The sequence below is a fragment of the Kitasatospora sp. NPDC088346 genome (assembly GCF_044740765.1).
Classification (GTDB): domain Bacteria; phylum Actinomycetota; class Actinomycetes; order Streptomycetales; family Streptomycetaceae; genus Kitasatospora.
The window spans coordinates 1-24,531 of the sequence record NZ_JBIURH010000042.1 but is presented as its reverse complement, the minus strand read 5'-3'; the positions used below and the strand labels follow the sequence as shown (position 1 = coordinate 24,531).

The following is a 24,531-nucleotide window of genomic DNA, read 5'->3' as shown; positions in this document are numbered from 1 at the left end:
GCCACGGGCCACGGCGCAGAGAACGAAACGGGTCGCCCCGAGCGGCACGGCGCAGCACCCCGGCTGCTCAGGCCGCCGAGGCCGCCGAGGCCGCTCAGGCCCCGGCGGGAGCGAGTGCCCTGGCCAACGCGGGCTGGAGGTCGCGCACCGCCCGTTCGGCCCGGAACCGGGAGAGCTCCCGGGCGAGCCGCCGGACGTCGGCACCGACCGTGGCCGAGGGGACGGACGCCGTGAGATCCAGCAGTTCCGCCGCGATGCCGCAGGACTGCTCGATCTCGCCCGCCGCCGCGTGGGCCAGTGCCCGCCGCAGCCCGTACCTGGTCCGTGCGCGCAGTGCTCGCGGGTCGATGCGCGCGCACTCCCGATCGAGCACCTCGGCGGCCTCCCGCGGGCGGCCGAGGTCGTACAGGCACCACCCGGTGACCATGGCGGCCGGGTCGGCCAGGCTGGTGGTGCCGATCACGGGCTCGCCGCTCCCGGAGCCGGCGTCCGCGGAAGCGAGCAGTGCACGGGCGCGCTCCAGACCGGCGAGGGCCGCCCGCTCGTCGCCCGCCAGCGCGTGGCCCTGGGCCTCGCGCTGCGCGGCCAGCCCGCGGATCCGGGGCGGGAGCCCACTGCTCTGCGCCCGGCGGGCGAGGGCGACGGTCTGCGCGGCGTCGGAGCCGTAGAGGGTCACCAGCGCCCGGCGGACGAGGGCGTACGAGGCCAGGTCACGGTCGCCGGCGGCCTGCGCCAGCTCCACGGCGTCGGCCGTCCAGGACAGGGCGGCCGCGTTGTCGCCGGCCTCCTGGGCCATCCAGCCCGCGTACTCCGCGAACCGGGAGGCCAGCAGCAGCATGCCCGCGCGGTCCGCGGGCGCGCCCCGGCCCGCGAGCTCGGCCACCGTGCGGGTCTGCGCCTCCAGGAGCGGCAGCACGACCGCCGGGTCGGTGCTCTGCCCGAGCTGTCGCATCTGGTCGAACTGCACCCGGAACAGGGCGAGCGTGGGCGACACGGCGTCCGTCCCGGCGACCGCTTCACTTGTGCCGAGTCCGAGGCCGATCAACGATCCGGCTCCGGCTGTGAGGAGGCTGCGACGGTCCACCAGCCAGGTGCCGTCCTCCGGCGCGGGGCGGGCGGGCTGCGCGTCCGGTTCGGCCAGCCGCTGCAACCGGCCCTCGGCGCCGAGCAGCGCGTCGCACCGCCGGGCGAGTCCGGGCGGGGTCCGCTTCTCACCCCGCTCGATCTTGCTGAGGTGTCCCTTGCTGTAGTTCACCGCCAGGGCGAACCGGCCGAGCGAGAGGCCCGCCTCCTGGCGCAGCCGGCGCAGCTCCGAGCCGAAGCGTAAAGACGCGCCCATCCGACGACCACCCCTTGAAGCGTCCGGCCGCGGCAGCCCTGGTGCGGCCGCCGCGGCATTCCCCGTCGTTCCTCGGAGAGTCTGGCACGCGGTGTCCGTGGGGAGCGGGGATCCGCCCGGGTTTCCCGTTTCCTCCCGCCCCGGGCCGCGGCCACGCCCGCGGTGGGCGGCGGGAGTGCCAGACTGGAGGGGAGTGCGGGAGGTTGCCATGGGCTTCTACGCCGAGCAGGTCGTGCCGCGGCTCGTGAACGTCGCGTGTTCCCTGGGGGAGGCCGGGGAGCTGCGGGAGCGGGTGTGTGCGGGACTCGCGGGTGAGGTGCTGGAGATCGGGTTCGGGTCGGGGCTGAACGTGCCGCACTACCCGGCGGCGGTGACGCGGGTGGATGCGGTCGAGCCGTCGGAGGTGGGCTGGCGGCTGGCCGGGAAGCGGCTCGCGGCCTCGCGGGTGCCGGTCCGGCGGGCCGGTCTGGACGGGCAGGTGCTGCCGTTCCCGGACGACAGCTACGACGCCGCGCTGTCGACCTGGACGCTGTGCACCATCCCGGACGTCGCCGCCGCCCTGCGCGAGGTGCGGCGGGTGCTGCGGCCGGGCGGGGCCCTGCACTTCGTGGAGCACGGGCTGGCCCCGGACGAGGGCGTCCGGCGCTGGCAGCACCGGTTCGACCCGCTGGAGCAGCGGCTGTTCGCGGGCTGCCATCTGGACCGGCCGATCGTCGGCCTGCTGACCGATGCCGGGTTCACCATCGCCGAGCTCGACGTGTTCTACGAGAAGGGCGCGCCGAAGGCGATGGGCGCCGCCTCCCTCGGTGTGGCCGTGTCCGCCTGAACTCCGGTGCCGGGCGGGAAAAAGCAGTGGCCCGGCCCGCACCGGGGCGGGAGGCTGGGGCGGTGATGACGACGCGTCCCGTCCTGGAGATCGAACCGCTCGACGCCTTCACCCGCTGGCCGGTCGCCGCGCTCCCACCGTTCCGGCTGCTGCCGCTGCACGGCGGGTTGACCGACCTCGAACTGGGCGCGGTGGCGGCGTCGGTGCTGAGCTGCAACTCCTGGGAGGACGACGATCCGCGGGAGTTCCCGGCCGAGGACGGTCTGGCGATCCCGGGCGGGCTGCGGGTCGCGGACCACGGCAGCGGGACGACGGTGGACCCGGGGTGCTGTTCCGGCCTGGAGGACTGGCAGGCCTGGTACGAGGTCGCGGAGGGCGAGGCGATCTGGCTGGGGCACGACCCGACGCCCGAGCTCCGCTTCGTCGGCGACAGTGTCCGGCTGCGCCAGGACAGCGCTTCGCCCTGGCTCGATCTGCCCCGGGCCGGGCTGCCGGAGCTGCTGCGGGGCGTGCGGCGGGAACTGGACGGCTTCCTCTCCGCGGCCTCCCGCTGGGCGGTGCGCGCCGGCTGCCCCGGGCTGGTCGAGGCCGTCGGCCGGGGGCTGGCGCCGGTCGGCTGACGCCGGTGGGCGACGGCCGACCGGCCGCACCGCCGGTGCTCGGCGGTGCGGCCGGTCGGCCGGTGCGGTCAGGCCGGTGCGGTCAGGCCCGGAGCGGGACGGAGACCAGGAGCTGCTTGCCGTCCAGGGTGCGGACCTCGAAGTGGTCGATCTCGGACGGCTGCAGCGCCGCCCCGCCGGTGGTCTGCAGGGCCACGGCGCCGTAGCCGGTCGGCGGGACGGACCAGCTGGTGACCGTCTGCCGTTCGCCGGCCCGGGAGACGGCGACCAGGTCGCACTCCTTGGGGCCCGGGACGTTGGACAGGGCCAGGCTGATCTGGCTGCCCCACTTCTTCTGGGTGACGCCGACCGTGGCGGAGACCCCGGTGGTGGGGTCGGTGGCGCTGAACTGCTGCGCGGCGACGGCGGCGGGCCTGTCCTCCTGGGTCACGGCCAGCGTCACGGCCGGACCGCCGATCACCAGCACGGCCGCGGCGGCGACCAGGAACAGCCGGCGGGTGCGGGTGCGCCGGCGGGCCGCGGAGATTTCGTCCACGAGCCGGCCGAGCAGTTGGTCGCTCGGCTGTTCCAGGACCGGTCCGGCGTCGACGAGTTCGGCGAGCAGCGGTTCCAGGCCGCCGAGCTCGTCCATCTCGGCGCTGCAGCGCGGGCAGCCGGCCAGGTGCGCCTCGAACCGCAGCCGGTCGGCGTGGTCGAGGACCCCGAGGACGTACGCGCCGACGTCGAGGTGCTCGTCCTGATGCGACGTCACGGTGTCACTCCTCGCTCCTCCAGCGCGATCTTCAGCGCACGCAGGGCGTAGAAGATCCTGGACCGGACTGTGCCTGCTGGGATGCCGAGCTCGGCGGCCGCCTCATTGACCGTACAGCCTTTCAGGTAGGTGGCGACGATGACCTCGCGATGGGCGTGGGTGAGGTCGTCGAGCGCGTCGGAGATGGTCATCAGTCGTAGCGCCTTTTCGAGTTCGTCCTCGGCGGGCAGCAGTTCGAGCGGCGACGGGTCGACCTCGCGCGGGCGGGCCAGACTGCTGCGGTGACCGTCGATGACGATGCGCCGGGCGACCGTCACCAGCCACGGGCGGACCGACCCGTGGTCGACGTCTAGGCGGTGGATGTTGCGCCAGGCCCTGACCAGGGTCTCCTGCACGACGTCCTCCGCCCGCTGCCGATCGCCCGCGACCAGCCGCAGGACGAAGCCGAACAGCGGGCCGGCGTGGTCGCGGTAGAGCGTCCGCATCAGCTCCTCGTCCGGCCCCGGGCCTGTCGGCGGCCCGCCGTCGGACAGCCGTCCGGCGGCGCGGGGAAGGTCGGTCACGGTGCCATCCTTGCGCACCCGTTGCCTCCAGGTCGAGACGGGTCGCCCGGGGCGGACGAATTCCGTCGGTCGCTACGGGCGGCCGCCTCAAGTCGGCGGCCGCATCTGTCGATATCCCCAAGGGGTGCGGCGCGGGCGCCCGCGCCGCACCCGACCCGCCCGGTCCGGCCGCCCGGCGGGCGGGCGGACCGGGGGCGGGCCGGGGCCCCCGGTGGCTCAGTAGCCGTAGCCGGAGTCGCTCGCGCTCGGGCTCGCCGCGGGGGCACCGGCGCCGCCGACGGCGGCGGCCTTCGTCCCGGTGGGGGTGGAGGCGAACCAGGTCCCGCCGACGCCCTGACCCTTGGTGTCGCCGGGCTTGGCGTCGGAGGCGTAGCGGTACAGCGGCCAGCCGTTCAGGGTGAGCTGCTTGGTGCCGTCGGCCCGGGTCACGGTGCCGACCAGCTTGCTGTCGACGCCCTTCACCTGCGGGTTGTCGGTGGCGACCGCGGGCGGCCAGGTGGTCGCACAGCCGCCGTTGCAGTTGGAGGCGGACGGCTTGGCGGTGTCCTTGTCGAACCGGTAGAGCGTGTAGCCGCTGCCGTCGGTGACGATCATGCCGAGGCTGGCGGAGGTGGCGGTCTGGAGCGCGCCCTTGGCGCCGTCGGCGGCCGGGGCCTGCGCGCCGCCGTCGGCGGGGGCCGGGGCCTGCGCGGCGCCCGAGGAGGCGGCCGGGGCCGAGCCGTAGCCGTCCTGGCCGCCGTCGGGGTCACAGGCCGTGACGAGCGCGACGACGGCGACGGAGGCGGCGGCAAAGGCGGCGGCGCGGCGGTACTTGGGCATGGCGGATCCCCCACATGGCTTGTGTCGGTTGGTTGTTCGGGTGGCTGTGGTGCCCCCGCGAGCGCCGTCCGGCACCCGCTCACCCAGGGATACGGACGCCCCGGCGGCAGCGTTCAACGTCACGGAAAGTTTTTTCGGAATAGACCGGACGCCCTGCCGGTTGAGGCGGTCGAGCCACTACGAAGGGCAGGGAGAACCCGATGAGCACGGTCGAACTGACCAAGGACAACTTCGACGAGCTGGTCCAGGCCGAGGGCAAGGAGTTCGTCCTCATCGACTTCTGGGCGGGCTGGTGCGGCCCCTGCCGGATGTTCGCGCCGGTGTACGAGCGTGCGGCGGAGCGGCACACCGACCTGACCTTCGCGAAGGTGGACACCGAGGCCCAGCAGGAGCTGGCGGCCGCCTTCGACGTCCAGTCCATCCCGACACTGGCGATCATCCGCGAGGGCGTCCTGGTGTTCGCCCAGGCGGGCGCACTGCCGGAGCCCGCCCTGGAGAACCTGATCGAGCAGGCCCGCAAGCTGGACATGGCCGAGGTGCACGCCAACGTGGCCGAGCAGAAGGCGAAGGCCGAGGCGCAGGCGCAGGGCTGAGCACGCTCCACGTGCGGTGGGGGCCGGGACGAGCCGGCCCCCACCGGCCTGTCCGAGGGCCGGCGCGGCCGGCGGGAGGGGCCGGTTCAGGCCGTACGGGCCGCGAGGCCGTCCAGCAGGAGCCGCAGGGCCAGTTCGAAGCCGCGCTCGTCGAGGCCGGGGCCGCGTTCGGCGGACGCTTCGAGGGCGCCGGCCAGCGCGGGCTGGTGCGGGCGGTAGGAGGCGGCGTCGCGGGTGAATCCGGCGCTGAAGGTCTCCAGGGCCGAGCCGAGGACCAGGTAGTCCAGGGCGGCGGCGGCCTCGGCCGCGTCGGCGGGGGCGAGGCCGGCCCGGCCGAGCGCGGCGAGCAGGGTGTCGTAGGTGAGCAGCTGCCGGCCGGCCTCGACCCGGCGGCGGGCGAGCAGCGCGATGGTGTTGGGGTGGCGCAGGAAGACGGCGCGGTAGCCGCGGGCGTACGCGGCGAGGTCCTGGCGCCAGTCGGCCGGGGCCGGGCGGCGCAGCGGGGTGAGGTCGATCTCCTCGTTGACCAGTTCGGCGAGCGCGTCGAGCAGTTCGTCCTTGCCCGCGACGTGGTTGTAGAGCGAGGCGGCCTTGACGCCGAGGCGGTCGGCCAGGGCGCGCATGGTGAGGCCGTCGGCGCCGTACTCGTCGACCACGTCGAGGGCGGCCCTGGCGATGACGTCCCTGCTCAGCAGTGGCCTGCTCGGTCGCCCCACGCTCCCCCGCCCTTCGCCCGTTGTGTCGACGCGGTCACGTTACAGCCTGGTGTCGGCCCCTTCCCCTCCCCCCGGGCACCGGCTACCGTCCCTGACTAACAAAGTTAGTTTTTGTCGACGGCAAGGTGGCCCGGACATGACCGAGAACCCTCCCAGAGCACACGCACACGCACCCGCCCCCGGGGCCGACAGCGACCAGCTCGCGGCCCTCGGCTACCGGCAGGAGCTGCGCCGCAGTCTCGGCGTGCTGGGCAACATCTCGATGGGCTTCGCCGTCGTCTCCCCCGTGGTCGGCCTCTACGCGGTGGCCCAGGTGGGGATGGGCGTGTTCGGCGGGGCCTGGGTCTGGGCGCTGCCGATCTGCCTGCTCGGCCAGCTGCTCGTGGTCTGCGTCTACTCCGAGCTGGCCTCGCAGTGGCCACTGGCGGGCGGCGCCTACCAGTGGAGCCGTCGGCTGGCCGCCCCCTCCTTCGCCTGGATGACCGGCTGGATGTGGCAGTTCGCGGTGATGTTCGCCAACACCACCGTCGCCTACCTGGCCGCACCCTGGTTCTTCGCGCTGTTCGGCGCCGTCCCGTCCCCGGCCGCGCTGGTGCTGGTGGCCGCCGGCTTCATGCTGGTCTGCGCGCTGGTCAACGCCTACGGCATCACCCTGCTGCGGCGCATCGTCTCGCTCGGCATCGCCGCCGAGGCCGTCGCCTCGGTCCTGGTCGGCCTCGCGTTGCTGCTGTTCTTCCGCGCGCACGGCTTCTCCCTGCTCACCGACACCCTGGACGCCCCCGCCGCCACCGGCACCGGCGGCCCGATGGCCTTCCTCGCCGTGGTCGCCGTCGGCGGCTGGGCCTTCATCGGCTTCGACGCCTGCGTCTCCACCGCCGAGGAGACCAAGGACGCCGCCCGGCAGGTGCCGCGGGCGATGCGCTGGGCCCTGCTGAGCGTCGGCGTCGTGGTGATCCTGAACGCCGTCTCGGTGGTGCTCGCCCACCCCGACCCGGCGGCCGTGGTCGCCGGCGCCGACCTCGACCCGGTGACCACCGCCGTCACCACCGGATTCGGCGACTGGTCGGCCAAGCCGTTCGTGGTGGTCGTCCTGGTGAGCTTCACCGCCTGCCTGATGGCCTCGCAGGGCGGCGCCGCCCGCGGCCTCTACTCGCTCGCCCGGGACGGCGTCTTCCCGTTCGCCGACCGGGTCCGCCGGGTCAACCGCCACCGGGCGCCGATCGGCGGCCTGGTCGCCACCACCCTGATCAGCGCCGCCGCACTGCCGCTCGGCCTGGAGTCCACGGCGATCGGCAGCCTGATCACCTTCGGCACCGCCGCCACCTTCCTGCCGTTCTTCCTGCTCAGCCTGGCCGCCCTCATCGCCCGGCTGCGCGGCACCTGGCGCCCGGCCGGCGCGGTCTCGTACGGCCGGTGGGGCACCCCGCTGAACGTCCTGGCGGTGCTGTGGACCGGCCTGGAGGTGGTCAACATCTGCTGGCCGCGCGCCGTCCTGGCACCGCCCGGCGCGCCCTGGTACCAGGTCTGGGCCGCGCTGCTCGGCACCGGCGCGGTCACCCTGACCGGCCTCGGCTACCTGCTGGTCCGCCGCCCGCAGCGGCTGATGACCGCCGGCGTCCCGCAGCGCCCCGACACCGACGAGCTCGCACCGGCCGTGCTCTGAGCGCGCACCGGATCCGCACCGGGAGCGGCCTGTCGACCCACCGGCACGGCGACACACCGGCACCCGGACGCTGGCCACGGCACCTCCCCCCGGCAGAGGATGGGCGCGCAGTGCCCCAGCGTCCGACGTCGAAGGAGAACCATGTCCGAACCGGCCGATGAGTACGACGTGGTGGTCCTCGGCGGCGGTCCGACCGGCGAGAACCTCGCCGACCGGACGGCCGCGGCCGGGCTGCGCACCGCGCTGGTCGAGAGCGAACTGGTCGGCGGCGAGTGCTCGTACTGGGCCTGCATGCCCAGCAAGGCGCTGCTGCGCCCTGGTTCGGCGCTCGCCCACGCCCGTGCGCTGCCCGGCGTGCCGGCCGGGGACCGGCTGGACCCGGCGCCCGTCCTGGACCGGCGCAACGGCTTCACCTCGCACTGGAAGGACGACGGCCAGGTGGAGTGGCTGCGCGGCGCGGGCATCGAACTGGTCCGCGGACACGGCCGGCTGGCCGGGGAGCGGAAGGTACAGGTCGGCGACCGGCTCCTGACCGCGCGTCACGCCGTCGCGGTCTGCACCGGCACCCGGGCCGCCCTTCCCCCGGTCCCCGGCCTGCCCGAGGCCCGGCCCTGGAGCAGCCGGGACGCCACCAGCGCCCAGCGCGCGCCCGGCCGCCTCGCGGTGGTCGGCGGCGGGGTGGTCGCGGTCGAGATGGCCACCGCCTGGCGGTCGCTCGGCTCCGAGGTGGTGCTGCTGGTGCGCGGCGGCGGCCTGCTGGACCGGATGGAGCCCTTCGCCGGGGAGATGGTCGCCGACGGGCTGCGCGCGGCGGGCGTCGACGTCCGGCTGAACACCGAGGTCGAGGAGGTCCGCCGGGACGGCGAGGGGCCGGTCGAACTGCTGCTGTCCGGCGGCGGCTCGCTCACCGCGGACGAGGTGCTGTACGCCGTCGGCCGGACCCCGAACACCGCGGACCTCGGCCTGGCCACCGTCGGGCTGGAGGACGGCGGCTGGCTCGCGGTCGACGACGGCTGCCGGGTGACCGGCAGCCCGGCGGCTGGCTGTACGCGGCCGGGGACGTCAACCACCGCGCCCTGATGACCCACCAGGGCAAGTACCAGGCCCGGATCGCCGGCGCCGCGATCGTCGCCCGCGCGCGCGGCGAGCGGGTCGACACCGGCCGCTGGGGGGCGCACGCCGCGACCGCCGACACCGCCGGGCCGCCGCAGGTGGTGTTCACCGAGCCGGAGGCCGCCTCGGTCGGCCTGACGGCCGCGCAGGCCCGGCAGCAGGGGCTGAACGTGCGCGCGGTCGACCACGACCTCGGCCAGGTGGCCGGCGCCTCCCTCTACGGCGACGGCTACACCGGACGGGCCCGGGTGGTGTTCGACCAGGACCGGTCCGTGGTGGTCGGCGCGACCTTCGTCGGGCCGGCGGTCGCGGAGTTGCTGCACTCGGCGACCGTTGCCGTGGTCGGTGAGGTGCCGATCGACCGCCTCTGGCACGCCGTGCCGTCGTACCCCACCATCAGCGAGGTCTGGCTGCGGCTGCTGGAGGGCTGCCGGGACGGCGGGTAGCCGTCCCGGCCCGCGACGCCGCGGCCCCGGACGGCCGTGGCCCGGCGTGCCTCAGCCGACGGTGACGGCGGCGTCCATCTCCCACTGCAGCACCTCGGCGCCCTCGGGGCCGGCGGTCACCCGCTGGCCCTCGGCACCGGTGATCCGCGCCGCGTCGCCCTCGCCCAGCAGGCCCGCGCCCTCCACGGAGACCTCGCCGCGCGCCACGTAGAGGTGGACGAACGGCGCGGTCGCCAGCTCCAGCGTCTCGCCGGGGCGGACCCGGGCGACGTGCAGCGCGGCGTGCCGCTGCCGGATGCCGATCGCCCGCTGCGCGGAGTGCTTGGGCATCCCGGACGCGAGCGTCGTCCAACCGCCCCTGGCCAGCTGGTCGTTGATGTCCAGCTGCTGGTACCCGGGGACGGTGCCGGCCGCGTCCGGGACGGTCCACATCTGCACGAAGCGGACCGGCTCGCGGTGCTCGGGGCTGCCGTCCAGCGTCCAGGAGTCGTTCTTCTCGCTGTGCAGGATGCCGGTGCCCGCGCTCATCCGCTGCGCCAGCCCGGGGTAGACGATGCCGCTGTGGCCCTCGGAGTCCTGGTGCACCAGGGCGCCGTCCAGCACCCAGGTGATGATCTCCATGTCCCGGTGCGGGTGGGTGTCGAAGCCGGTGCCCGGCGCGACGGTGTCGTCGTTGGAGACCAGCAGCAGGCCGAAGTGGGTGTTGGCCGGGTCCCAGTGCCGCGAGAAGGAGAAGGAGTGCCGGGAGTCCAGCCAGTCGGTCCGGGTGTGGAAGCGGTCGCCGGCGCGGCGCAGGTCGATCGTGGAAGCCATCTGCCTCTCCTCCGGTACGGGGCTCCTGCCCGGAGCCGCCTTGTTGAATTGTAAACTATCATCCGTGGCCATCCATTCCCGGCGCGGTGGCGTGCGGCCCCACCGGGCCCGGCGCAGACTGGCGCCCGGGGGCCCTACGACTCTGGGCAGGTGGTTCGCCATGACCGAGGTGCTGCTGGCCGTCGGCACGCAGAAGGGCCTGTTCCTGGGCCGCAGCCGGGACCGCGAGGAGTGGTCCTTCACCGGGCCGCACTTCCGGATGAACGCCGTGTACTCGGTCGCCGTCGACCGGCGCGGGGGGCGGGTCCGCCTGCTGGCCGGCGCCGACTCCAGCCACTGGGGGCCCTCCGTCTGGTGGTCGGACGACCTCGGCGCGAGCTGGCACGAGCCGCCCCGGCCCGCGGTGCGCTTCCCCCCGCACACCGGCACCTCGCTGGAACGGGTCTGGGCCCTGCAACCGGCCGGCCCGGAGGCCCCGGGCGTGGTCTACGCGGGCACCGAACCCGCCGCGCTGTTCCGCTCCACCGACCGCGGCGAGAGCTTCGAGCTGGTCGACGCCCTGTGGGAGCACCCGCAGCGCGCCGAGTGGAACGCCGGCTTCGGCGGCCAGGGCCTGCACACCGTCCTCACCGACCCGCGCGACCCCGCCCGGGTCACCGTCGCCGTCTCCACCGGCGGCGTCTACCGCACCCACGACGGCGGGGCCAGCTGGCAGCCGTCCAACCGCGGCATCAAGGCCGAGTTCCTGCCCGACCCGGACCCGGAGTTCGGCCAGTGCGTGCACAAGGTCGCCGCCGACGCCGGCGACCACGACCGCCTCTACCTGCAGAACCACGGCGGCGTCTACCGCAGCGACGACGGCGGCGACAGCTGGCGCCCGATCGAGGACGGCCTGCCCGCCACCTTCGGCTTCGGCATCGCCACCCACCCCCGCACCCCCGGCACCGCCTACCTCTTCCCCCTCGACGCGGACTACGCCCGCCTCCCCGCCGGCCACCGCTGCCGGATCTACCGCACCCGGGACGGCGGCGACAGCTGGCACCCGCTCTCCGACGGCCTGCCGGAGGACGCGCACTACGGCGTCGTACTGCGCGACGCGCTGTGCACCGACGACGCCGAGCCCGGCGGCGTCTACTTCGGCAACCGCAACGGCGAGGTCTACGGCTCGGCGGACGACGGCGAGAGCTGGTCGCTGCTCACCTCGCACCTGCCGGACGTGCTCTGCGTCCGTGCGGCGACCATCGGCTGACCCGGCGTCCGCCGCGGCCCGGTGGCATCCGCGAGCCCGGCCGCGCCCTCGCCCTGGCACCTGAGAAACCTTTCCGACCTGCGGGTTCGTCGCCGTCCAGAGTGGCGGTGGCGCGTCCGGAAAACCCTTCCAACGACGAAACCGAGGCACCGACCCCATGAACCTGAGCATCCGCAACCAGATCCCCGGCACGGTCGTCTCCGTCACCACCGGCGCCGTGATGGCCACCGTCAAGGTCAGCGTCGCGGGCGGCCAGGAGCTGACCGCCGCGATCACCGTGGACGCCGTCAAGGAGCTCGGTCTGCACACCGGCACCGAGGTCCGGGCGCTGGTGAAGTCCACCGAAGTGGCCCTCGCCACCGGCCCGCTCACCGGCGTGAGCATCCGCAACCAGCTCACCGGCACCGTCACCGAGGTCGCCCGGGGCGGCGCGATGGCGGGCGTGAAGGTGTCCGTCGAGGGCGCCGAGCTGACCGCCGCCATCACCGTGGACGCGGCCGACGAGCTCGGCCTGGCCGCCGGCTCCCCCGTGGTCGCCCTGATCAAGTCCACCGAGGTCTCGCTGGCCTCCGCCTGACCGCCGCGCCCGCCCCTCGCGCCGGCGCCGGGCGGGCCGCCCGGTTCAGCCGGAGCGGACCGTCCGGGCCAGGAACAGGTCGGTGACGGTGACGAGTTCGACGCTCCCGCCATGGTCGTCGACGGCCTGCCCGATGGCGGCGAGGGCTGCCGCACGGGTGCCCTCCGGCATCATCCGGTACTCGGAGATCGATGTCAGCAGCTCCAGGTAGCGGGCCGAGGAGTAGGAGTGCCGGCCGCGGTAGCGGCGGCCGGCCAGGTCGGTGAAGCGGGCGTCGCCGGCGAGCCGGGCGGCCGGCCAGTCGCCGCCGACCTCGATCTCCCCCGCCAGGGCCTGCGCCGACCCGCCGTGCGGGACGTGGCCGGGGTCGGCGCCGTACCGCCGGTCCACGGCCGCGAGTCCAGTACCGGCCCGCGGGTGCCGGCGAACGCCGGCACGTCGGCCACCAGCGCCTCCGGGCACCCCGGGCGGGCGGCCTCGTACTGCTCGACCGCCTCGCCGAAGACCACCCGTCGCTCACGCCCCGCCATCGACACCCCGCCCCTCGACCGGCTCCACCCGAGCACCCCACCGTAGTCGCCCCGGGCGACCGGGCGTCAGGGGCGCCCGGCAGGGGTCCTGCTGGGGATGACCGGGAGCACGATGCCGCCGTTGACCAGGCCCTCGGGGACCAGCGACGCACCGGAGCTGGCGTCGGCCAGGAGGTCCGGGAGGTCGTACGGCTCGGCGGCGTCGACGTCGACCAGGTAGCCGAGGTCCTCCAGGCTCGCCGCGGTCAGCCGGCTCAGCGGGTTGCCGGCGGCGGCGATGGACGGGGACATCAGCTCGTTGCGGAAGACCGACTCGCGCCAGTGGCTGTCGCGCGACCCGGGGCCGCCGACGTTCGCGACCGGCACCGGGACCGCCTCGCCGGCCCCGAGGAGCTTGCCGAACTCGGCGGCCGCACCGGGGCCGGTGAAGGTGGGGTTGGAGGTGCCGGCCCCGTGCAGGAGGTCGAAGTCGGTCCAGACCGTGCCGATGCCCAGCACGTGCCCCATCTCGTGGGTGATGACGTCGACGAGCGTGTCGTCGGTCTCCATCTGGGCCAGGTCGGCCGAGTCGAACCTCATGACCCCCTTCGCCGGGAGCAGCGCCCCGGCAACGGCGGACGCGTCCCGGAAGTCGGTAGGGCCGGCCATCCCCAGGACGTTGCCGACGCCGTCGATCACCACGCCCTCGGCCTCGACGAGCAGGTCGTCGATGACGTCGTCGCCGACCACGGCGGTGTCCAGGTCGCCGACGATGACGTTCGCCCAGCGGTCCGCGGCCCGCGCGAACGCGTCCTCCTGACTGTTCGTCAGACCGCCGAGGAAGCGGACCTCGATCGAGAACGGCGATGTGGTGTCGGCGAGTTGGCGGGCGCGGGTGGCGTCGGCGACCGCGCGGTAGGACCGGTGGGTCCCGGTGCTGTACTTACCCATGATCACTCCTTGGTGGTGGGATCGGGGGGTTGGTGCGACCGGGCCCTCATGCCCTCCGGGCCCAGGCCGTCGGTTGCGCCGCGAGGCCCGCGGGGACGACCGCGGGCGGCGGTGGAGGTGGGGGCAGCAGCTCGATGCCGTGGCGCAGTTCGACCGCGCCGGGCAGTTCCAGCCGTCCCCGGCGCTGGGCGAGGACGACCTGCTGCGCGGCGAGCCTGCCCGTCACCACGCAGCTCCCGGTGCGGACGGCGGCCAGCCGCGCCTGCCGCACCACCGCCACCAGGGCCTCCAGGTCGAACACCAGGCGCAGGTCGAGGTGGACGGTGCCGACGCGGGCCCCGTCCACCAGCACGTCGACGTCCGGGCGGTGACCGGAGACGATCCGGTGGGTCGCCAGGGCGACGACCTCCTCGCTGCCCGGGGCGGCGCGGGTGCGGCGCGCGGCCTCCCGGAGCGCCGCGTGTCGGCGCCAGCCCCCGGCCGCGAGGTCGATCAGGTCGATTGCGAGGAAGCCGTCGACCACGGACGCCAGCTCCCGTTCGACGGCCCGGACGACCGGGGCGGTGGCGCGAAACGGGTCGCCCAGGACTTCCCGCGCCGCGCCCTGGCCGTGCAGGGCCTCGGCGAGCGCCTCGGTGGCGGCGGCAGGCTCCGTACCGAGCAGGAGGTCCCGGACGGTGGTGGCCCGTTGGAGGGTGTCGGTGGTCATGTCCCCATCCCCTTGATGGTCTGGGTGCCGGGGTCGGCACGGGGTTCGAGGCGCACGGTGCAGGTGCGGGGGCCGGTGATCTCGGGCTCGGCCAGCTGGACGTAGGCCGGTCCCGCCGGCCGGAGGGTGGCGGTCACGTGCGCCCCGGCCTCCCCCGGCCCATGGCCCCGGCCGGGGGCCCGGCTGCGGCTGCGGCGGACCAGGTAGGCCGCGGCACCGGCCAGCAGGACGGCTCCGCCGGCCGCCCACCCGATCGGGGTGGTGGCGGACCCGCCGCCGGTTCCGTTGCCGGACACCCCGCCGCCCGAACCTCCGCCCGAACCTCCGCCTGCGCCCGCGTCGGTCCCCGCGCCACCGCCACCGCCACCGCCACCGCCACCAGCACCGGCACCGGCACCGGCACCAGCACCAGCACCAGCACCAGCACCAGCACCAGCGGTGTCCCCCGGCAGGACGGTGTAGGACGCACGGTCCGCCAGGTCGGGGTTGTTCCGGCAGACCGCCGCCATCTCGTGCGGGCCCTGCGGGGCGTCCGGCGGGACGGTGATCCGCTCGCTGAAGCCGTCCCGGCCGCCGGCCGGCACCGTGGCGAGCGTCGTCCCGTCGTCCCAGATCAGCGCCACGACGGCGGGGCCGGACCCGCCCGGGCAGGTGAACCCGGTGCCGGTGGCCCGGACGTCCGTACCCGCGGCGCCCTGCTCGGGGTCGAGGGCGAGCGTCTGCTCCTCGTCCGGTTCGACCGCCGCACCGTCGACCGTGAACAGCGCCGTGGTGCGGAGGGTCCCGGTCTCCACGGCGACGTGCGCACCGAGCCCCAGCGGCCGCTCGGACTGGGTCCGGCACTGCGCCACGACCTGGTGCTCGCCCGCGCTCGTCCCGGTCGGGACGGTGAAGCCCACCGCGAAACCCTCGAAGGTGCCGATCGGCGGATCCCCGATCGCGCCGTCGTCGCCGTCCAGGCTGAGCGACAGCGGTGGCAGGCAGGTCCCGAAGCCGCCGCCGGTCACGGTGACCAGGGTGCCGGGAGGACCGTGGTCGGGCCGGACCGCGACACCCGCCGCCGCGGCCCGGGTGGGGACCGCGAGCGCGGAGAAGGCCAGCGCGACCATGAGGCCGAGGAGCAGGACGAGCAGCCGTCGGCCGGCGGAGCGGACCATCGTGCCGGACATGACCGTCAGTCACCCGGCGGGGTCGGCTTCCCGATGATGCGGTGAAGGTTGTCTCAGAAGGTTGTCGCACATGGCGCACCGTCCCTCGGGAGTGGTTCCCATTCTCCTCCCCGTTCCGGGTTCCGTACAGGTCAGGGCGGTCGCCGGTTTCCCGGAACGGGGTTCGGTGGCCCGGCGTCAGCTCCCTTCGCGGCAGGGCCTCCCAGGACGGGACCAGGCCGGCCGGCGGTGTCGGCCGACCCCGGGTCCGGGTAGTTCCACCCCGGCTTCCGTGGGCCGTTCTGCCCCTGGCGGGGCATGCCGGAGACGGCGAAGAATGTCAGCGGGAGGGGGCGATTCCGAACGGCCGGGAGGGGGCCAGGGTCCGGGTGCCCCCCGTCGCCCCGGGTTCGGGTGACGTCTCGTCACGGCCCTGCGGCGCCGGGTGCGGCGGGCAGGGCGACGGCGTCCACCGGGCCGACCCAGATCCCGGTGACCCCACTGACGTAGCGCGCACCGCAGTGGTCGGACGGCACGACCAGCTGCGGGCCGGACGCGTCCAGCGGGGTGCCGTCGACGCTGGTGGCGAGCAGGATCCGCTGACCGCCGAAGTCCGGGTCGATCTCGGCCCAGGAGAGCACCGCCCGGTGGCCGTCGGCACCGGTGACGGCGAGGAGGAAGGCGAGCCGCTGCTTGCGGCCGGTGAAGTCGATCCGCGGGCGGGCGGCGCGCAGCACGTCCCAGAGCTTGGGCCCCTCGAAGCCGTGGCGCTGGAGCCCGCTGCCGAGGCAGTCGAAGCCCGCGTCGACCCGGTGGGCGGGCAGCTCGCGCAGCTCGGCCACGGTGAGGCGGAGCGGCTCGTCCAGGCTCCCGTGCAGGCGGACGGCGGGGGCTTCGAGTGCTCGGGCCGGAGTACGCATGGGCCTTCCCTCCCGGGCCGCACCGCGCGCGGCCCGGGAGGGCTGGTACCCGCGCCGAACCGCGAATACCCCACATGTCGACACAGTGTCACCCGCAGATGCCATGGACAACATGCGCGGAAGGCCGCATCTGCGGCTCGCACGGCGGGGTGCTGCCCCGATTCAAGCAGGAGCACAACCGGTCGAACGACTGGCGCCGCACACCAGGTCGGGGGGCCCGCACTGGGCGATCGAACAAGAGGTCGCCACTCGGCCAACCCTTGCATTTACGATGCCTGTGCCCACCCGCCCCTTGCGTTCGCCATGGGAACGAGCGGCGGGTCCGGCGCGGAGCACAAGGAGCGAGACATGATCGTCGGAGACCTGCTGGAACTGGACGGCCTGCACATCGGGGTCGCCTGGGCCACCCCGGAACTGCTCGGCCGCCGGGTCACCGGGGTGACGTCCACCGACCTCCAGGACCCCGCCCGCTACCTGCAGCGCGGCGAGCTGGTCCTGACCGGTCTGGTCTGGTGGCGGCCCGGGGACGCCGACGCGCCCGTCCGTTTCGCCAACGCGCTGCGCAGTGCGGAGGTCGCCGCGCTGGCCGGCGAGGGCACCCACGGCACCGTCCCCGAGGCCCTGGTGACCGCCTGCCGCACCCACGGCATACCGCTGCTGTCGGTGCCCTCCGGCACCAGCTTCCGGGCCGTCACCGACCGGATCTACCTGCGGCTGTGGGGCGACCTCCAGGCCGGGTCGCCGGGGGTGGCCGCGGTGCCGGAGGCAATCCGCCGCGAACTGGTCGGGCTGATGCACTCCGACGCCCCGCCGGGCGACGTGCTCGGGCACGCCGTGGCCAGGCTCGGCCTGCCCGACTGCTCGGTCCTCACCGGCGGCGGCCGACTGCTGGCCACGACCGCCGAGGGCACCGGCTCCCGCGGCGCCGTCCCGATCGGCCCGCCCGGCGACTCGCCGTTCGACGGCTGGCTGCTCCAGCCGCACGTCGAGCCCGCCCCGGACACGGCCACCGTGCTGCACGGGCTCGCCGAGCTGCTGGCCCCACTGGCCACCCGGGCCCGCGCCACCGCGGCCGCCCGGCGCCAGACCGCCGCGCGGGCCCTGCACCTGCTGGACCAGGACGGCCCCGGGCTGACCGACGCCCTCGGCGCCTGCGGCCTTCCGGACGGCGCCCCGCTCACCCCCGTCTCGGTCCGCATCGAGGGCGGCTCGACGCTCTGGGCGGCGGCGGCCCTGGCCGACGCCCTGCAACGGCTGGACGCCCCGTTCGCGGTCGCGCCGGACGGGAGCGCCGGCGCGGCGGGGGCGGTCGGCCTGGTCGCCGCCCCGGTGGCCGGGGTCACCGGCGCGTTGCGGGACGCCTGGCCCGCCCTGCAGTCCAGGCTGACCGCACGGCGGCTGCTGCGCGCCGGGGTCGGCCCCGCCGTCCCTCCGGACGCCGCCGCGCTGCGCGGGGCACTGGTCCAGGCCGGGTACGCGCTGGAGTCCCGGGCCGGCGGAACGGTCGGCAGCAGCGGCGAGCTCGACTCCCTCGCCGCACTGTTGCGCGGCGTCCCGGCCGAGGTCACGGCCGCCTTCCACGCCCGGCTGCTGGCCCCGCTGGCCGAGCACGACCGGCAGAACGGCGTCTCCCTGCTCGGCACCCTCGGCACCTTCCTCGACCACGACGGCTCGTGGTCCCGCACCGCCGAGGCTCTGCACATCCACGTCAACACCGTGCACTACCGGATCCGCCGGATCGAGGAGTTGACCGGACGCAGTCTGGCCCGCCTGGAGGACCGGCTCGACCTGCGGGCGGCCCTGCTCTGCGCGCCGCCACGGCGCGGCTGAGCCGCCGGCCCGGGAGCGGCCGGGTCAGACCGGTTCCTCCAGGCCGGTGAGCAGGCCGGCGATGTCCAGGCCGACCTCCAGGTACTGGACGAAGACCTCGGTGCCGAGCGCCCAGGGCGAGCGGCGGCGGCGGATCAGCCCGACGGCGGCCGCCCGGTCGAGGCCGAGGAGGATCAGGGTCTGGGCGACCACCAGGCCGGAGCGGTTGTAGCCGGAGTGGCAGCGCACCAGCACCGTCCGCCCGCCCCGGACGGCCTCCGCGGTGAGCGCCGCCAGTTCGCAGACCCGCCCCAACTGCCCCGAGGTCAGCGGCGCGTCGGGCAGCTCGGCGAGGTGGTGGTCGATCCGGGGCGCGGGCCCGTGGCCGGGGCGGCTAAACAGGCTGACCACCAGGTCGAACTCGTCGTCCACCACGACGGACCGCATCTCGCCCGCGCCGTCGAACCAGTAGTGCCCGCCCATCCACAGGCCGGGCCAGATCTCGCTCCAGGGCGCCGCGGGCGGCGGGGTGTCGCGATCGCGCTGCCGTGTTCTCATTCGCACGCCTCCCGAAGATCCGCTGCCTTCGGCTCAACGGCCCTGACCCGCAAGGGGTTCCGGCGCGCGACGAACAGTTGTTCCGGTGGTCGGTACCGGCATGCCGGTCAGTGGTCGGCGGCGCGCAGGCGGTCGCTCACCACACCCAGGGTCTCGGCGAGAGCGGCCAGCTGGTCGGGGGTGAGCACGTCGATCAGGACCTCGCGGACGGCGGCGACATGACCGGGGGCCGCGGCGCGCAGCGCCTGCCAGCCCTGGTCGGTGATCTCGGCGAAGACGCCCCGCACGTCGCTCGGGCAGGACCGGCGGAAGACCAGGCCCGCCTTCTCCAACTGGGTGATCTGGTAGGTCAGACCACTCTTGGAGGTGACCAGCCGGTCGGCGAGGTCGGTCATCCGCAGCGAGCCGTCGGGGGCCGCGGAGAGCTGGACGAGGATCTCGTACTGGGTGTGGGAGAGGCCCGCGTCCTCCTTGAGCTGGCGCTCCAGGTGGCGGGCGACGAGATTGCTGGCCGCGACGAACCCCCGCCAGGCGGCCATCTCGCGCTCGTCGAGCCATCGGGGTTCGTCCATGACCGCATCCTACTCCTGTTGTTCAAATTCGAACTCGGGTGTACCGTCGCAGCCATACGGTTCAAATTTGAACCATCTCGGCCCCGGCCCGGGTCCGAGAGCACCACGGGCCACCCGGGCCACCCCGGGCCCCACGGAGGAGACCCCGATGAGCACCGCCGCCCCCGAGCGCATGCCCACGCTCTACCTCTCGCACGGCGCGCCGCCGCTCGCCGACGACCCCGTCTGGCCCGGCCAGCTGGCCGCCTGGTCGACCGGACTGCCCAGGCCGCGGGCGATCCTGATGGTCTCGGCCCACTGGGAAGAGGCGCCGCTCGCCGTCGGCGCCACCACGGCCGTCCCTCTGGTGTACGACTTCCGGGGCTTCCCCGAGCACTACTACCGCGTCCGGTACGCCGCCCCGGGCGCGCCCGCCCTCGCCGAGAGCGTCCGGGCACTGCTGCGCACCCCCGGCACCCCTGTGCAGGACATCCCCGACCGCGGGCTCGACCACGGCGCCTACGTCCCACTGGTGGAGATGTTCCCGGAGGCCGACGTCCCGGTGCTGCAGATCTCGCTGCCCACCCTGGACCCGCAACGCCTGCTGGAGATCGGCCGCAGGCTCGCGCCGCTGCGCGACGAGGGCGTCCTGATCGTCGGCAGCGGGTTCTTCACCCACAACCTGCGGGCCCTCAGCACGGAGGGGCGGGTCTCCTCGGTGATGACGGAGTTCGACGACTGGGGACGCCGGGCCCTCGCCGCCCAGGACCTGGACGCCCTGCTGGACTTCGAGCACAAGGCCCCGGCCGGCCGCCTCGCCCACCCGCGCACCGAGCACTTCGCCCCGCTGTTCGTCACCCTCGGCGCCGGTGAGGCCGACCTCGGCAGCCAGCGCAGCGTGATCGACGGATTCTGGATGGGGCTGGCCAAGCGCTCGATCCAGCTCGGCTGAACCGGCCGGGATCCCGCCGGGGTCGGGTCAGCCCCAGGTGCGGGAGCAGAGGACCAGGCGGTAGCCGTCCGGGTCGGCCACGGTGACGCCGTGCTCGTCCCAGTAGGGGTTGTGCGCGGGGACGCGGGTGCCGCCGGCGGCGACGAGGCGGGCGACCAGGGACTCCTCGACCGGGGCGCCGAGGTAGAGGACGAACAGGTCGTCGACGGTGGGTGCGGGCTCGATCGGGCGCTCGGGGTCGCGGGTGAGCTCGAAGTGCCAGGGGCCGCCGGCCGGGCCGACCATCAGCAGGTCATGCTCGCCGGACACCCGCTCGGTGGTGCGCCACAGCACCTCCAGCCCGAGGCCCTGCACGTAGAAGCGTTCGGCGGCGGCGAGGTCACCGCAGGGGCGGGCGATACGGATGTGCGCGCTCGGATCGATCATGGCCGCCAAGCTACTTCAGGCCGCCTCGGCGGCGAGCGGGCGGGTCTCCCGGAACAGCAGGCCGGCGGCGAACAGCAGGGCGGCGGCCGTCGCCCCGTGGATGCCGAAGGCGACGGCGGCCGTACCGCCGTGGGTGAGCACGACGGCGGCGTCGGTGGCCGGGGTGAGGGCGGCGGCGAGCATGGTCCAGCCGAGGGCCCGGCGCAGGCCGAGGGCGAGCGGGATGAGGACGACCAGGCCGGAGACGATGTCGCGGACGCCCTTGACGTCGAGGTAGCCGAGGGCGTCGCCGGTGGGCGGGGTGACGCCGAAGCCGGCGGCGCCGGCCTCGGGGGCGAGCAGGAAGCGGATGCCGACCGCGATGATGCCCACGCCCGCGAGCAGGGTGATGCCGGTGGCGAGGTGGGCGGCGAAGCGGTTCTTGCGCATGGCGGGGTCCCTCCCGGTCCTGGAGCGCCACCGATCTAGCAGCGCTAGGTTCTATAGCGACGCTAGCACTGCCGGTGCTCGAATATCTAGCACTGCTAGAATTCTGAGCATGCCGACACAGCAGCGCCGAGAGCGCGAGCGCGCCGACCGCGAGTCGTTGATCGTCCGGGTCGCCCGGGAACTGGCCGAGGCCGAGGGCTGGGACGCCGTCACCACCCGCCGCCTCGCCGAGCGGATCGAGTACAGCCAGCCCGTGCTCTACAGCCACTTCGCCGGGAAGACCGCCATCGTCACCGCGGTCGCCCTGGAGGGCTTCACCGAGCTCACCAGCGCCCTCTCCGCCGCCCGCCGGAGCACCGCCGACCCCGCGGCCGCCCTCACCGCCGTCGCCCACGCCTACGTCGGCTTCGCCCAGGCCGGCCCCGCCCTCTACGAGGCGATGTTCACCCTGGCCACCGACCTGCCGTTCGGCCCGGAGAGCGCCCCCGCCCCCCTCCAGGCCGCCTTCGCCGAACTGGGCAACGTGCTCGGCCCGTTGGCCGGCGGCCGGGACCTGGTGCTGTTCGTCGAGGTCGGCTGGGCCGCCCTGCACGGCCTGGTCACCCTCGCCCGGGGCGGCCGCCTCGACCCGTACCAGCAGGCGGACCGGGTCGACCTGCTGGTCGGTCAACTGCTCGCGGTACCGCCGCCGTACCCGGTGTAGCGGGGTCTCGTCCCGGTCGGCCCACCATGACCCCCGGTACACGGGGCGGGACACAGTGGGCCGAGTCGCGGCAGGGTCAAGCGCACTTGTGTTGGCGGCGATCGTGTTCGTGGCGACGTCGGGGTGCACGTGGGCTCAACTGCCGCCCTGTTTCGGCCCGTCCGGGCCTACCGCCCATCGGCGCTTCACCGAGTGGAGCAGGGCCCGGGTGTGGGCCAGGCTCCACCGGGTCGTCCTGGACGAACTCGGCGCGCACGGCGAGCTGGACTGGTCGAGGTGCGCGGTCGATTCGGTGAACATGCGGGCCCTGAAAAGGGGGAGCTGACGGGTCCGAATCCTGTGGATCGGGGCAAGTACGGGTCGAAGATCCACCTGCTCACCGAACGCACCGGTTTACCCCTGTCGCTCGCAGTCTCCGGGGCGAACGTCCACGACAGCCAGGCCCTGATCCCGCTCGTCGACGCGATCCCGCCAATCCGCTCGCGACGCGGCCCGAGACGGCGCAGACCCGGCAAGCTGCACGGCGACAGGGCCCATGACCACCGCTTCGTCCGCGCCTTCCTGCGCCGTCGGCGGATACCAGCCCGCATCGCCCGCCGCGGGATCGAGGCCCCTCCAACCGCCTCGGCCGGCACCGCTGGGTGATCGAGCGCACTGTCGCCTGGCTCGGCGGCTTCCGCCGGCTCCACCGCCGCTACGAACGCAAGGCCGACCACTTCGCCGCCTTCGCCGCCTTCGCCAGCATCGCAGCAGCCATCATCTGCACCCGCAGACCCTCCGAATGAGATGTCCTGTCAGCCCCAGTTCTGCAGCTGCTGGAGCATGTCGGCGTCGCCCTCCATCCGCAGCGAGCCGCCCGGGATGCGCATGTACATGAGCAGGGCCATCTCGCTCGCCGTGCCGTGGATGGCCGCGGTGGGCTTGCTCTCGGCGGCCTCCGCCGCGGTGAGGCGGGTGAAGCGGGAACCAGCGGCGTCCACCGTCTGGCGCCAGGAGCCGGCCTCGGCTGCGTGGTAGTCCATGGTGGCGGGCTCGCCCGGCCACGGGACCGTGACGGTGCAGACGGTGGCGAGGAACTCCTCGATGGCGTCGACCGCCTCGGTCGTCGGCAGCTCCTGCGGGGTACCGGAGGCCAGCTGGGCGTCGTAGGTGTGGATCAGCGACTCCGGGACGCGGCGGCGGGCCACGGCGGCCACCGTGTGCGGCGAGGCCAGCGGCTCCCACCAGGCCCAGCAGCCCCGGTCCGGGCCGGCCTCGCGCAGAGCAGTAAGCAGCTGCTCCGTCGAGTCGGCCAGCCAGGTTATGAGGGCCTCGCGCTCCCTCGGCGCCGCCAGCCCGTCCTTGCTCGGCCGCTCGTCGCCCGGCGCGGTGTTCAGCACGATGTAGGCCCAGAAGCGGTCCCCCTCACTGAGGTGGTTCGCCAGGTCGTACAGCGTCCAGCCCGGGCAGGACGGGACGTCGGCATCGAGGCCGGGGGCCGCGGCGACGGCGGCGCGGAACGCGGCGGACCGCTCGTCAATCATCCGCAGCAGGGCGGGGAAGTGGAGATGCTCAGTCACGCAGACCTTGTATCACCCGGACCGGAACTCTCGCACTCGCTTTAAGGGGCTCTTGTGCTGGACCTGTGGGTCGGGTCATGCGAGTTGGCGTCGGGGCAGGGTGGGGCGGTTGCCGCCGAGGCAGAGCATGACGAGGGCGATGACGGCCTCGGCGGAATGGAAGCCGAAGCCTCTGCGGATGATCAGGCGGGTCTTGGTGTTCGTCGACTCGATCAGGCCGTTGGAGAGCTTCTCGACGATCGCGTGGAGGATGGCCTCGTAGTGGCGCTTGATCTTGCGCGCCAGATCGGTGAAGGCCGGAAGGCGGCACCGGACAGCCCAGGACAGCCATCGGTCCAGGGCCTTCGCCGCGGCCTGGACGCCCTCCTCGGCGGCGATCCGGTAGATCGTGCGCAGGCCCTCCTTCAGCAGGTAGGCGCGGTGCAGGCGGGGGTCGTTGGTCGCGATCCAGGCGAGTTTGACCTGCTGGCGGTGGGTGAGGTCCTCGGGGTTCTTCCACAACGCGTGGCGTGAGTGCTTGAGGCGGCGGGCGAGTTCGGGGTCGGCGGCCTCGCGTCGTGCCCGGTTCCACGCGGAGCGGCGTTCCTCGTCCAGGGCCTCGGTGGCCCAGGCCACGACGTGGAACGGGTCCATGGCGCGTACCGCGTTGGGAGCGCGCTCGGCGACCACGTCGGCGATCCACTCGGCGCCGTCGGCGCTGATGTGGGTGAGCCGGTGCGCGCGGTCGGCGCCCAGCGCATCGAAGAAGGAGCGGAGCACGTCCTTGCCGTGGCCGTCGGCCATCCACACCACCCGGCGGGAGTCGTGGTCGACCACGACGGTCATGTACTTCTGCCCGCGCCGGTAGGAGATCTCGTCGATGCCGACACGCCGCAGGCCGGCGAGCCGGTCAATCCCGGCGTCGGCGTCGGCCTGGTGGCGGGTGATGATCGCGCCGACCGTGCGCCAGGCAGTCCGCATCAGCTGGGCAGTGGCCGCCTTGGAGCATTCGGTGGCCATCCAGGCGACTTGTTGATCGAAGTCGCGGGTGTGCCCGGCGTCGTGGCGGGCCCAGGGGACGGCGGCGACCACCACCCCGTGCCGCCGGCAGGTCACCCGGGGCGCGTCGGCCTCCAGGTAGAGCTTGAGGCCGGCGGCGTCCAGGTGACGCCAGCGCCGACGCCCCGCACCGGCGTCGAACCCCGGACAGCGGCTCCCACAGATCCCGCAACGGCGACGC

General features: G+C 74.5%; 26 protein-coding genes and 2 pseudogenes. 11 read left to right on the top strand and 17 right to left on the bottom strand.

The window, feature by feature from the left end; genetic code table 11:
• Positions 1–94: 94 nt before the first annotated feature.
• The gene (locus ACIOFR_RS33345) at positions 95–1,339 is read right to left on the bottom strand and encodes a multiprotein-bridging factor 1 family protein (protein ID WP_401003071.1); all 1,245 of its coding nucleotides are present in this window, start codon (positions 1,337–1,339) and stop codon (positions 95–97) included.
• A 193-nt stretch (positions 1,340–1,532) separates the two neighbouring features.
• Between ACIOFR_RS33345 and ACIOFR_RS33340 the strand changes: the two genes are divergently transcribed.
• Both ACIOFR_RS33340 and ACIOFR_RS33335 read left to right on the top strand, forming a co-directional pair.
• Complete coding sequence (locus ACIOFR_RS33340) at positions 1,533–2,165, top strand: class I SAM-dependent methyltransferase (protein WP_401003069.1); 633 nt, start codon at positions 1,533–1,535, stop codon at positions 2,163–2,165.
• Positions 2,166–2,230: 65 nt separating this feature from the next.
• Complete coding sequence (locus tag ACIOFR_RS33335; protein WP_401003067.1) at positions 2,231–2,785, top strand: hypothetical protein; 555 nt, start codon at positions 2,231–2,233, stop codon at positions 2,783–2,785.
• Positions 2,786–2,867: 82 nt separating this feature from the next.
• On the opposite strand, the gene ACIOFR_RS33330 is transcribed toward ACIOFR_RS33335, so the two are convergent.
• From ACIOFR_RS33330 to ACIOFR_RS33320, 3 genes are all read right to left on the bottom strand, one after another.
• A complete protein-coding gene (locus ACIOFR_RS33330; RefSeq protein WP_401003065.1) occupies positions 2,868–3,536 on the bottom strand; it encodes a zf-HC2 domain-containing protein in 669 nt (222 codons plus the stop codon).
• Complete coding sequence (locus ACIOFR_RS33325) at positions 3,533–4,117, bottom strand: sigma-70 family RNA polymerase sigma factor (RefSeq protein WP_401003063.1); 585 nt, start codon at positions 4,115–4,117, stop codon at positions 3,533–3,535. The genes ACIOFR_RS33330 and ACIOFR_RS33325 overlap by 4 nt, the downstream gene beginning before the upstream one ends.
• Before the next feature lie 198 nt (positions 4,118–4,315).
• The gene (locus ACIOFR_RS33320; RefSeq protein ID WP_401003061.1) at positions 4,316–4,918 is read right to left on the bottom strand and encodes a hypothetical protein; all 603 of its coding nucleotides are present in this window, start codon (positions 4,916–4,918) and stop codon (positions 4,316–4,318) included.
• A 200-nt stretch (positions 4,919–5,118) separates the two neighbouring features.
• Here ACIOFR_RS33320 and trxA point away from each other — a divergent pair, with 200 nt between their 5' ends.
• Positions 5,119–5,511 carry a thioredoxin gene (gene trxA, locus ACIOFR_RS33315; protein WP_401003060.1) on the top strand — a complete coding sequence of 131 codons (393 nt, stop codon included), beginning with the start codon at positions 5,119–5,121 and terminating at the stop codon, positions 5,509–5,511.
• Positions 5,512–5,597: 86 nt separating this feature from the next.
• On the opposite strand, the gene ACIOFR_RS33310 is transcribed toward trxA, so the two are convergent.
• Entirely contained in the window at positions 5,598–6,227 is a 630-nt protein-coding gene (locus ACIOFR_RS33310; RefSeq protein WP_401003058.1) for a TetR/AcrR family transcriptional regulator, read from the bottom strand.
• A gap of 136 nt (positions 6,228–6,363) precedes the next feature.
• Here ACIOFR_RS33310 and ACIOFR_RS33305 point away from each other — a divergent pair, with 136 nt between their 5' ends.
• Both ACIOFR_RS33305 and ACIOFR_RS33300 read left to right on the top strand, forming a co-directional pair.
• Positions 6,364–7,890: an APC family permease gene (locus tag ACIOFR_RS33305; protein WP_401003056.1), complete on the top strand. Its 1,527-nt coding sequence runs from the start codon at positions 6,364–6,366 to the stop codon at positions 7,888–7,890.
• Positions 7,891–8,031: 141 nt separating this feature from the next.
• Positions 8,032–9,449 (top strand): annotated as a pseudogene (locus ACIOFR_RS33300) (dihydrolipoyl dehydrogenase family protein).
• 51 nt (positions 9,450–9,500) lie between these two features.
• On the opposite strand, the gene ACIOFR_RS33295 reads toward ACIOFR_RS33300, so the two are convergent.
• Positions 9,501–10,262, bottom strand: a complete 762-nt coding sequence (locus tag ACIOFR_RS33295; RefSeq protein WP_401003054.1) for a pirin family protein — start codon at positions 10,260–10,262, stop codon at positions 9,501–9,503.
• Positions 10,263–10,422: 160 nt separating this feature from the next.
• Here ACIOFR_RS33295 and ACIOFR_RS33290 point away from each other — a divergent pair, with 160 nt between their 5' ends.
• Both ACIOFR_RS33290 and ACIOFR_RS33285 read left to right on the top strand, forming a co-directional pair.
• The gene (locus ACIOFR_RS33290) at positions 10,423–11,511 is read left to right on the top strand and encodes a WD40/YVTN/BNR-like repeat-containing protein (RefSeq protein WP_401003052.1); all 1,089 of its coding nucleotides are present in this window, start codon (positions 10,423–10,425) and stop codon (positions 11,509–11,511) included.
• Positions 11,512–11,668: 157 nt separating this feature from the next.
• Positions 11,669–12,088 (top strand): molybdopterin-binding protein, encoded by a 420-nt coding sequence (locus ACIOFR_RS33285; RefSeq protein ID WP_401003050.1) that lies wholly within the window; start codon positions 11,669–11,671, stop codon positions 12,086–12,088.
• Between the two features lie 45 nt (positions 12,089–12,133).
• On the opposite strand, the gene ACIOFR_RS33280 is transcribed toward ACIOFR_RS33285, so the two are convergent.
• From ACIOFR_RS33280 to ACIOFR_RS33260, 5 genes are all read right to left on the bottom strand, one after another.
• Positions 12,134–12,478, bottom strand: coding sequence for a hypothetical protein (locus ACIOFR_RS33280; protein ID WP_401003048.1), 345 nt, complete (start codon positions 12,476–12,478; stop codon positions 12,134–12,136).
• Positions 12,479–12,684: 206 nt separating this feature from the next.
• Entirely contained in the window at positions 12,685–13,548 is an 864-nt protein-coding gene (locus tag ACIOFR_RS33275) for a leishmanolysin-related zinc metalloendopeptidase (protein ID WP_401003046.1), read from the bottom strand.
• Positions 13,549–13,594: 46 nt separating this feature from the next.
• Entirely contained in the window at positions 13,595–14,257 is a 663-nt protein-coding gene (locus tag ACIOFR_RS33270; RefSeq protein ID WP_401003044.1) for a hypothetical protein, read from the bottom strand.
• A complete protein-coding gene (locus tag ACIOFR_RS33265; protein ID WP_401003043.1) occupies positions 14,254–15,426 on the bottom strand; it encodes a hypothetical protein in 1,173 nt (390 codons plus the stop codon). The genes ACIOFR_RS33270 and ACIOFR_RS33265 overlap by 4 nt, the downstream gene beginning before the upstream one ends.
• A gap of 404 nt (positions 15,427–15,830) precedes the next feature.
• The gene (locus ACIOFR_RS33260; protein ID WP_401003041.1) at positions 15,831–16,325 is read right to left on the bottom strand and encodes a molybdopterin-dependent oxidoreductase; all 495 of its coding nucleotides are present in this window, start codon (positions 16,323–16,325) and stop codon (positions 15,831–15,833) included.
• Between the two features lie 348 nt (positions 16,326–16,673).
• On the opposite strand from ACIOFR_RS33260, the gene ACIOFR_RS33255 reads away from it, so the two are divergent.
• Positions 16,674–18,155: a PucR family transcriptional regulator gene (locus ACIOFR_RS33255; RefSeq protein ID WP_401003039.1), complete on the top strand. Its 1,482-nt coding sequence runs from the start codon at positions 16,674–16,676 to the stop codon at positions 18,153–18,155.
• Positions 18,156–18,179: 24 nt separating this feature from the next.
• Here the strand turns inward: ACIOFR_RS33255 and ACIOFR_RS33250 are convergent, their stop codons facing one another.
• Positions 18,180–18,692 carry a protein phosphatase gene (locus tag ACIOFR_RS33250; RefSeq protein ID WP_401003037.1) on the bottom strand — a complete coding sequence of 171 codons (513 nt, stop codon included), beginning with the start codon at positions 18,690–18,692 and terminating at the stop codon, positions 18,180–18,182.
• Between the two features lie 107 nt (positions 18,693–18,799).
• A complete protein-coding gene (locus ACIOFR_RS33245) occupies positions 18,800–19,264 on the bottom strand; it encodes a MarR family winged helix-turn-helix transcriptional regulator (protein ID WP_401003035.1) in 465 nt (154 codons plus the stop codon).
• A 148-nt stretch (positions 19,265–19,412) separates the two neighbouring features.
• Between ACIOFR_RS33245 and ACIOFR_RS33240 the strand changes: the two genes are divergently transcribed.
• Positions 19,413–20,195 carry a dioxygenase gene (locus tag ACIOFR_RS33240; protein ID WP_401003034.1) on the top strand — a complete coding sequence of 261 codons (783 nt, stop codon included), beginning with the start codon at positions 19,413–19,415 and terminating at the stop codon, positions 20,193–20,195.
• Positions 20,196–20,222: 27 nt separating this feature from the next.
• On the opposite strand, the gene ACIOFR_RS33235 is transcribed toward ACIOFR_RS33240, so the two are convergent.
• Entirely contained in the window at positions 20,223–20,621 is a 399-nt protein-coding gene (locus ACIOFR_RS33235) for a VOC family protein (RefSeq protein ID WP_401003032.1), read from the bottom strand.
• A gap of 15 nt (positions 20,622–20,636) precedes the next feature.
• Positions 20,637–21,050 carry a DUF4267 domain-containing protein gene (locus tag ACIOFR_RS33230; RefSeq protein WP_401003030.1) on the bottom strand — a complete coding sequence of 138 codons (414 nt, stop codon included), beginning with the start codon at positions 21,048–21,050 and terminating at the stop codon, positions 20,637–20,639.
• A gap of 109 nt (positions 21,051–21,159) precedes the next feature.
• Here ACIOFR_RS33230 and ACIOFR_RS33225 point away from each other — a divergent pair, with 109 nt between their 5' ends.
• Both ACIOFR_RS33225 and ACIOFR_RS33220 read left to right on the top strand, forming a co-directional pair.
• Positions 21,160–21,753 carry a TetR/AcrR family transcriptional regulator gene (locus tag ACIOFR_RS33225; RefSeq protein ID WP_401003028.1) on the top strand — a complete coding sequence of 198 codons (594 nt, stop codon included), beginning with the start codon at positions 21,160–21,162 and terminating at the stop codon, positions 21,751–21,753.
• A 19-nt stretch (positions 21,754–21,772) separates the two neighbouring features.
• Positions 21,773–22,538, top strand: a pseudogene (locus ACIOFR_RS33220) (IS5 family transposase); the annotation flags it as partial.
• A gap of 9 nt (positions 22,539–22,547) precedes the next feature.
• On the opposite strand, the gene ACIOFR_RS33215 reads toward ACIOFR_RS33220, so the two are convergent.
• The gene (locus tag ACIOFR_RS33215) at positions 22,548–23,312 is read right to left on the bottom strand and encodes a maleylpyruvate isomerase family mycothiol-dependent enzyme (protein ID WP_401003026.1); all 765 of its coding nucleotides are present in this window, start codon (positions 23,310–23,312) and stop codon (positions 22,548–22,550) included.
• A gap of 75 nt (positions 23,313–23,387) precedes the next feature.
• A partial coding sequence (locus ACIOFR_RS33210) for an ISL3 family transposase (RefSeq protein WP_401003024.1) occupies positions 23,388–24,531 on the bottom strand: 1,144 nt, incomplete at its 5' end.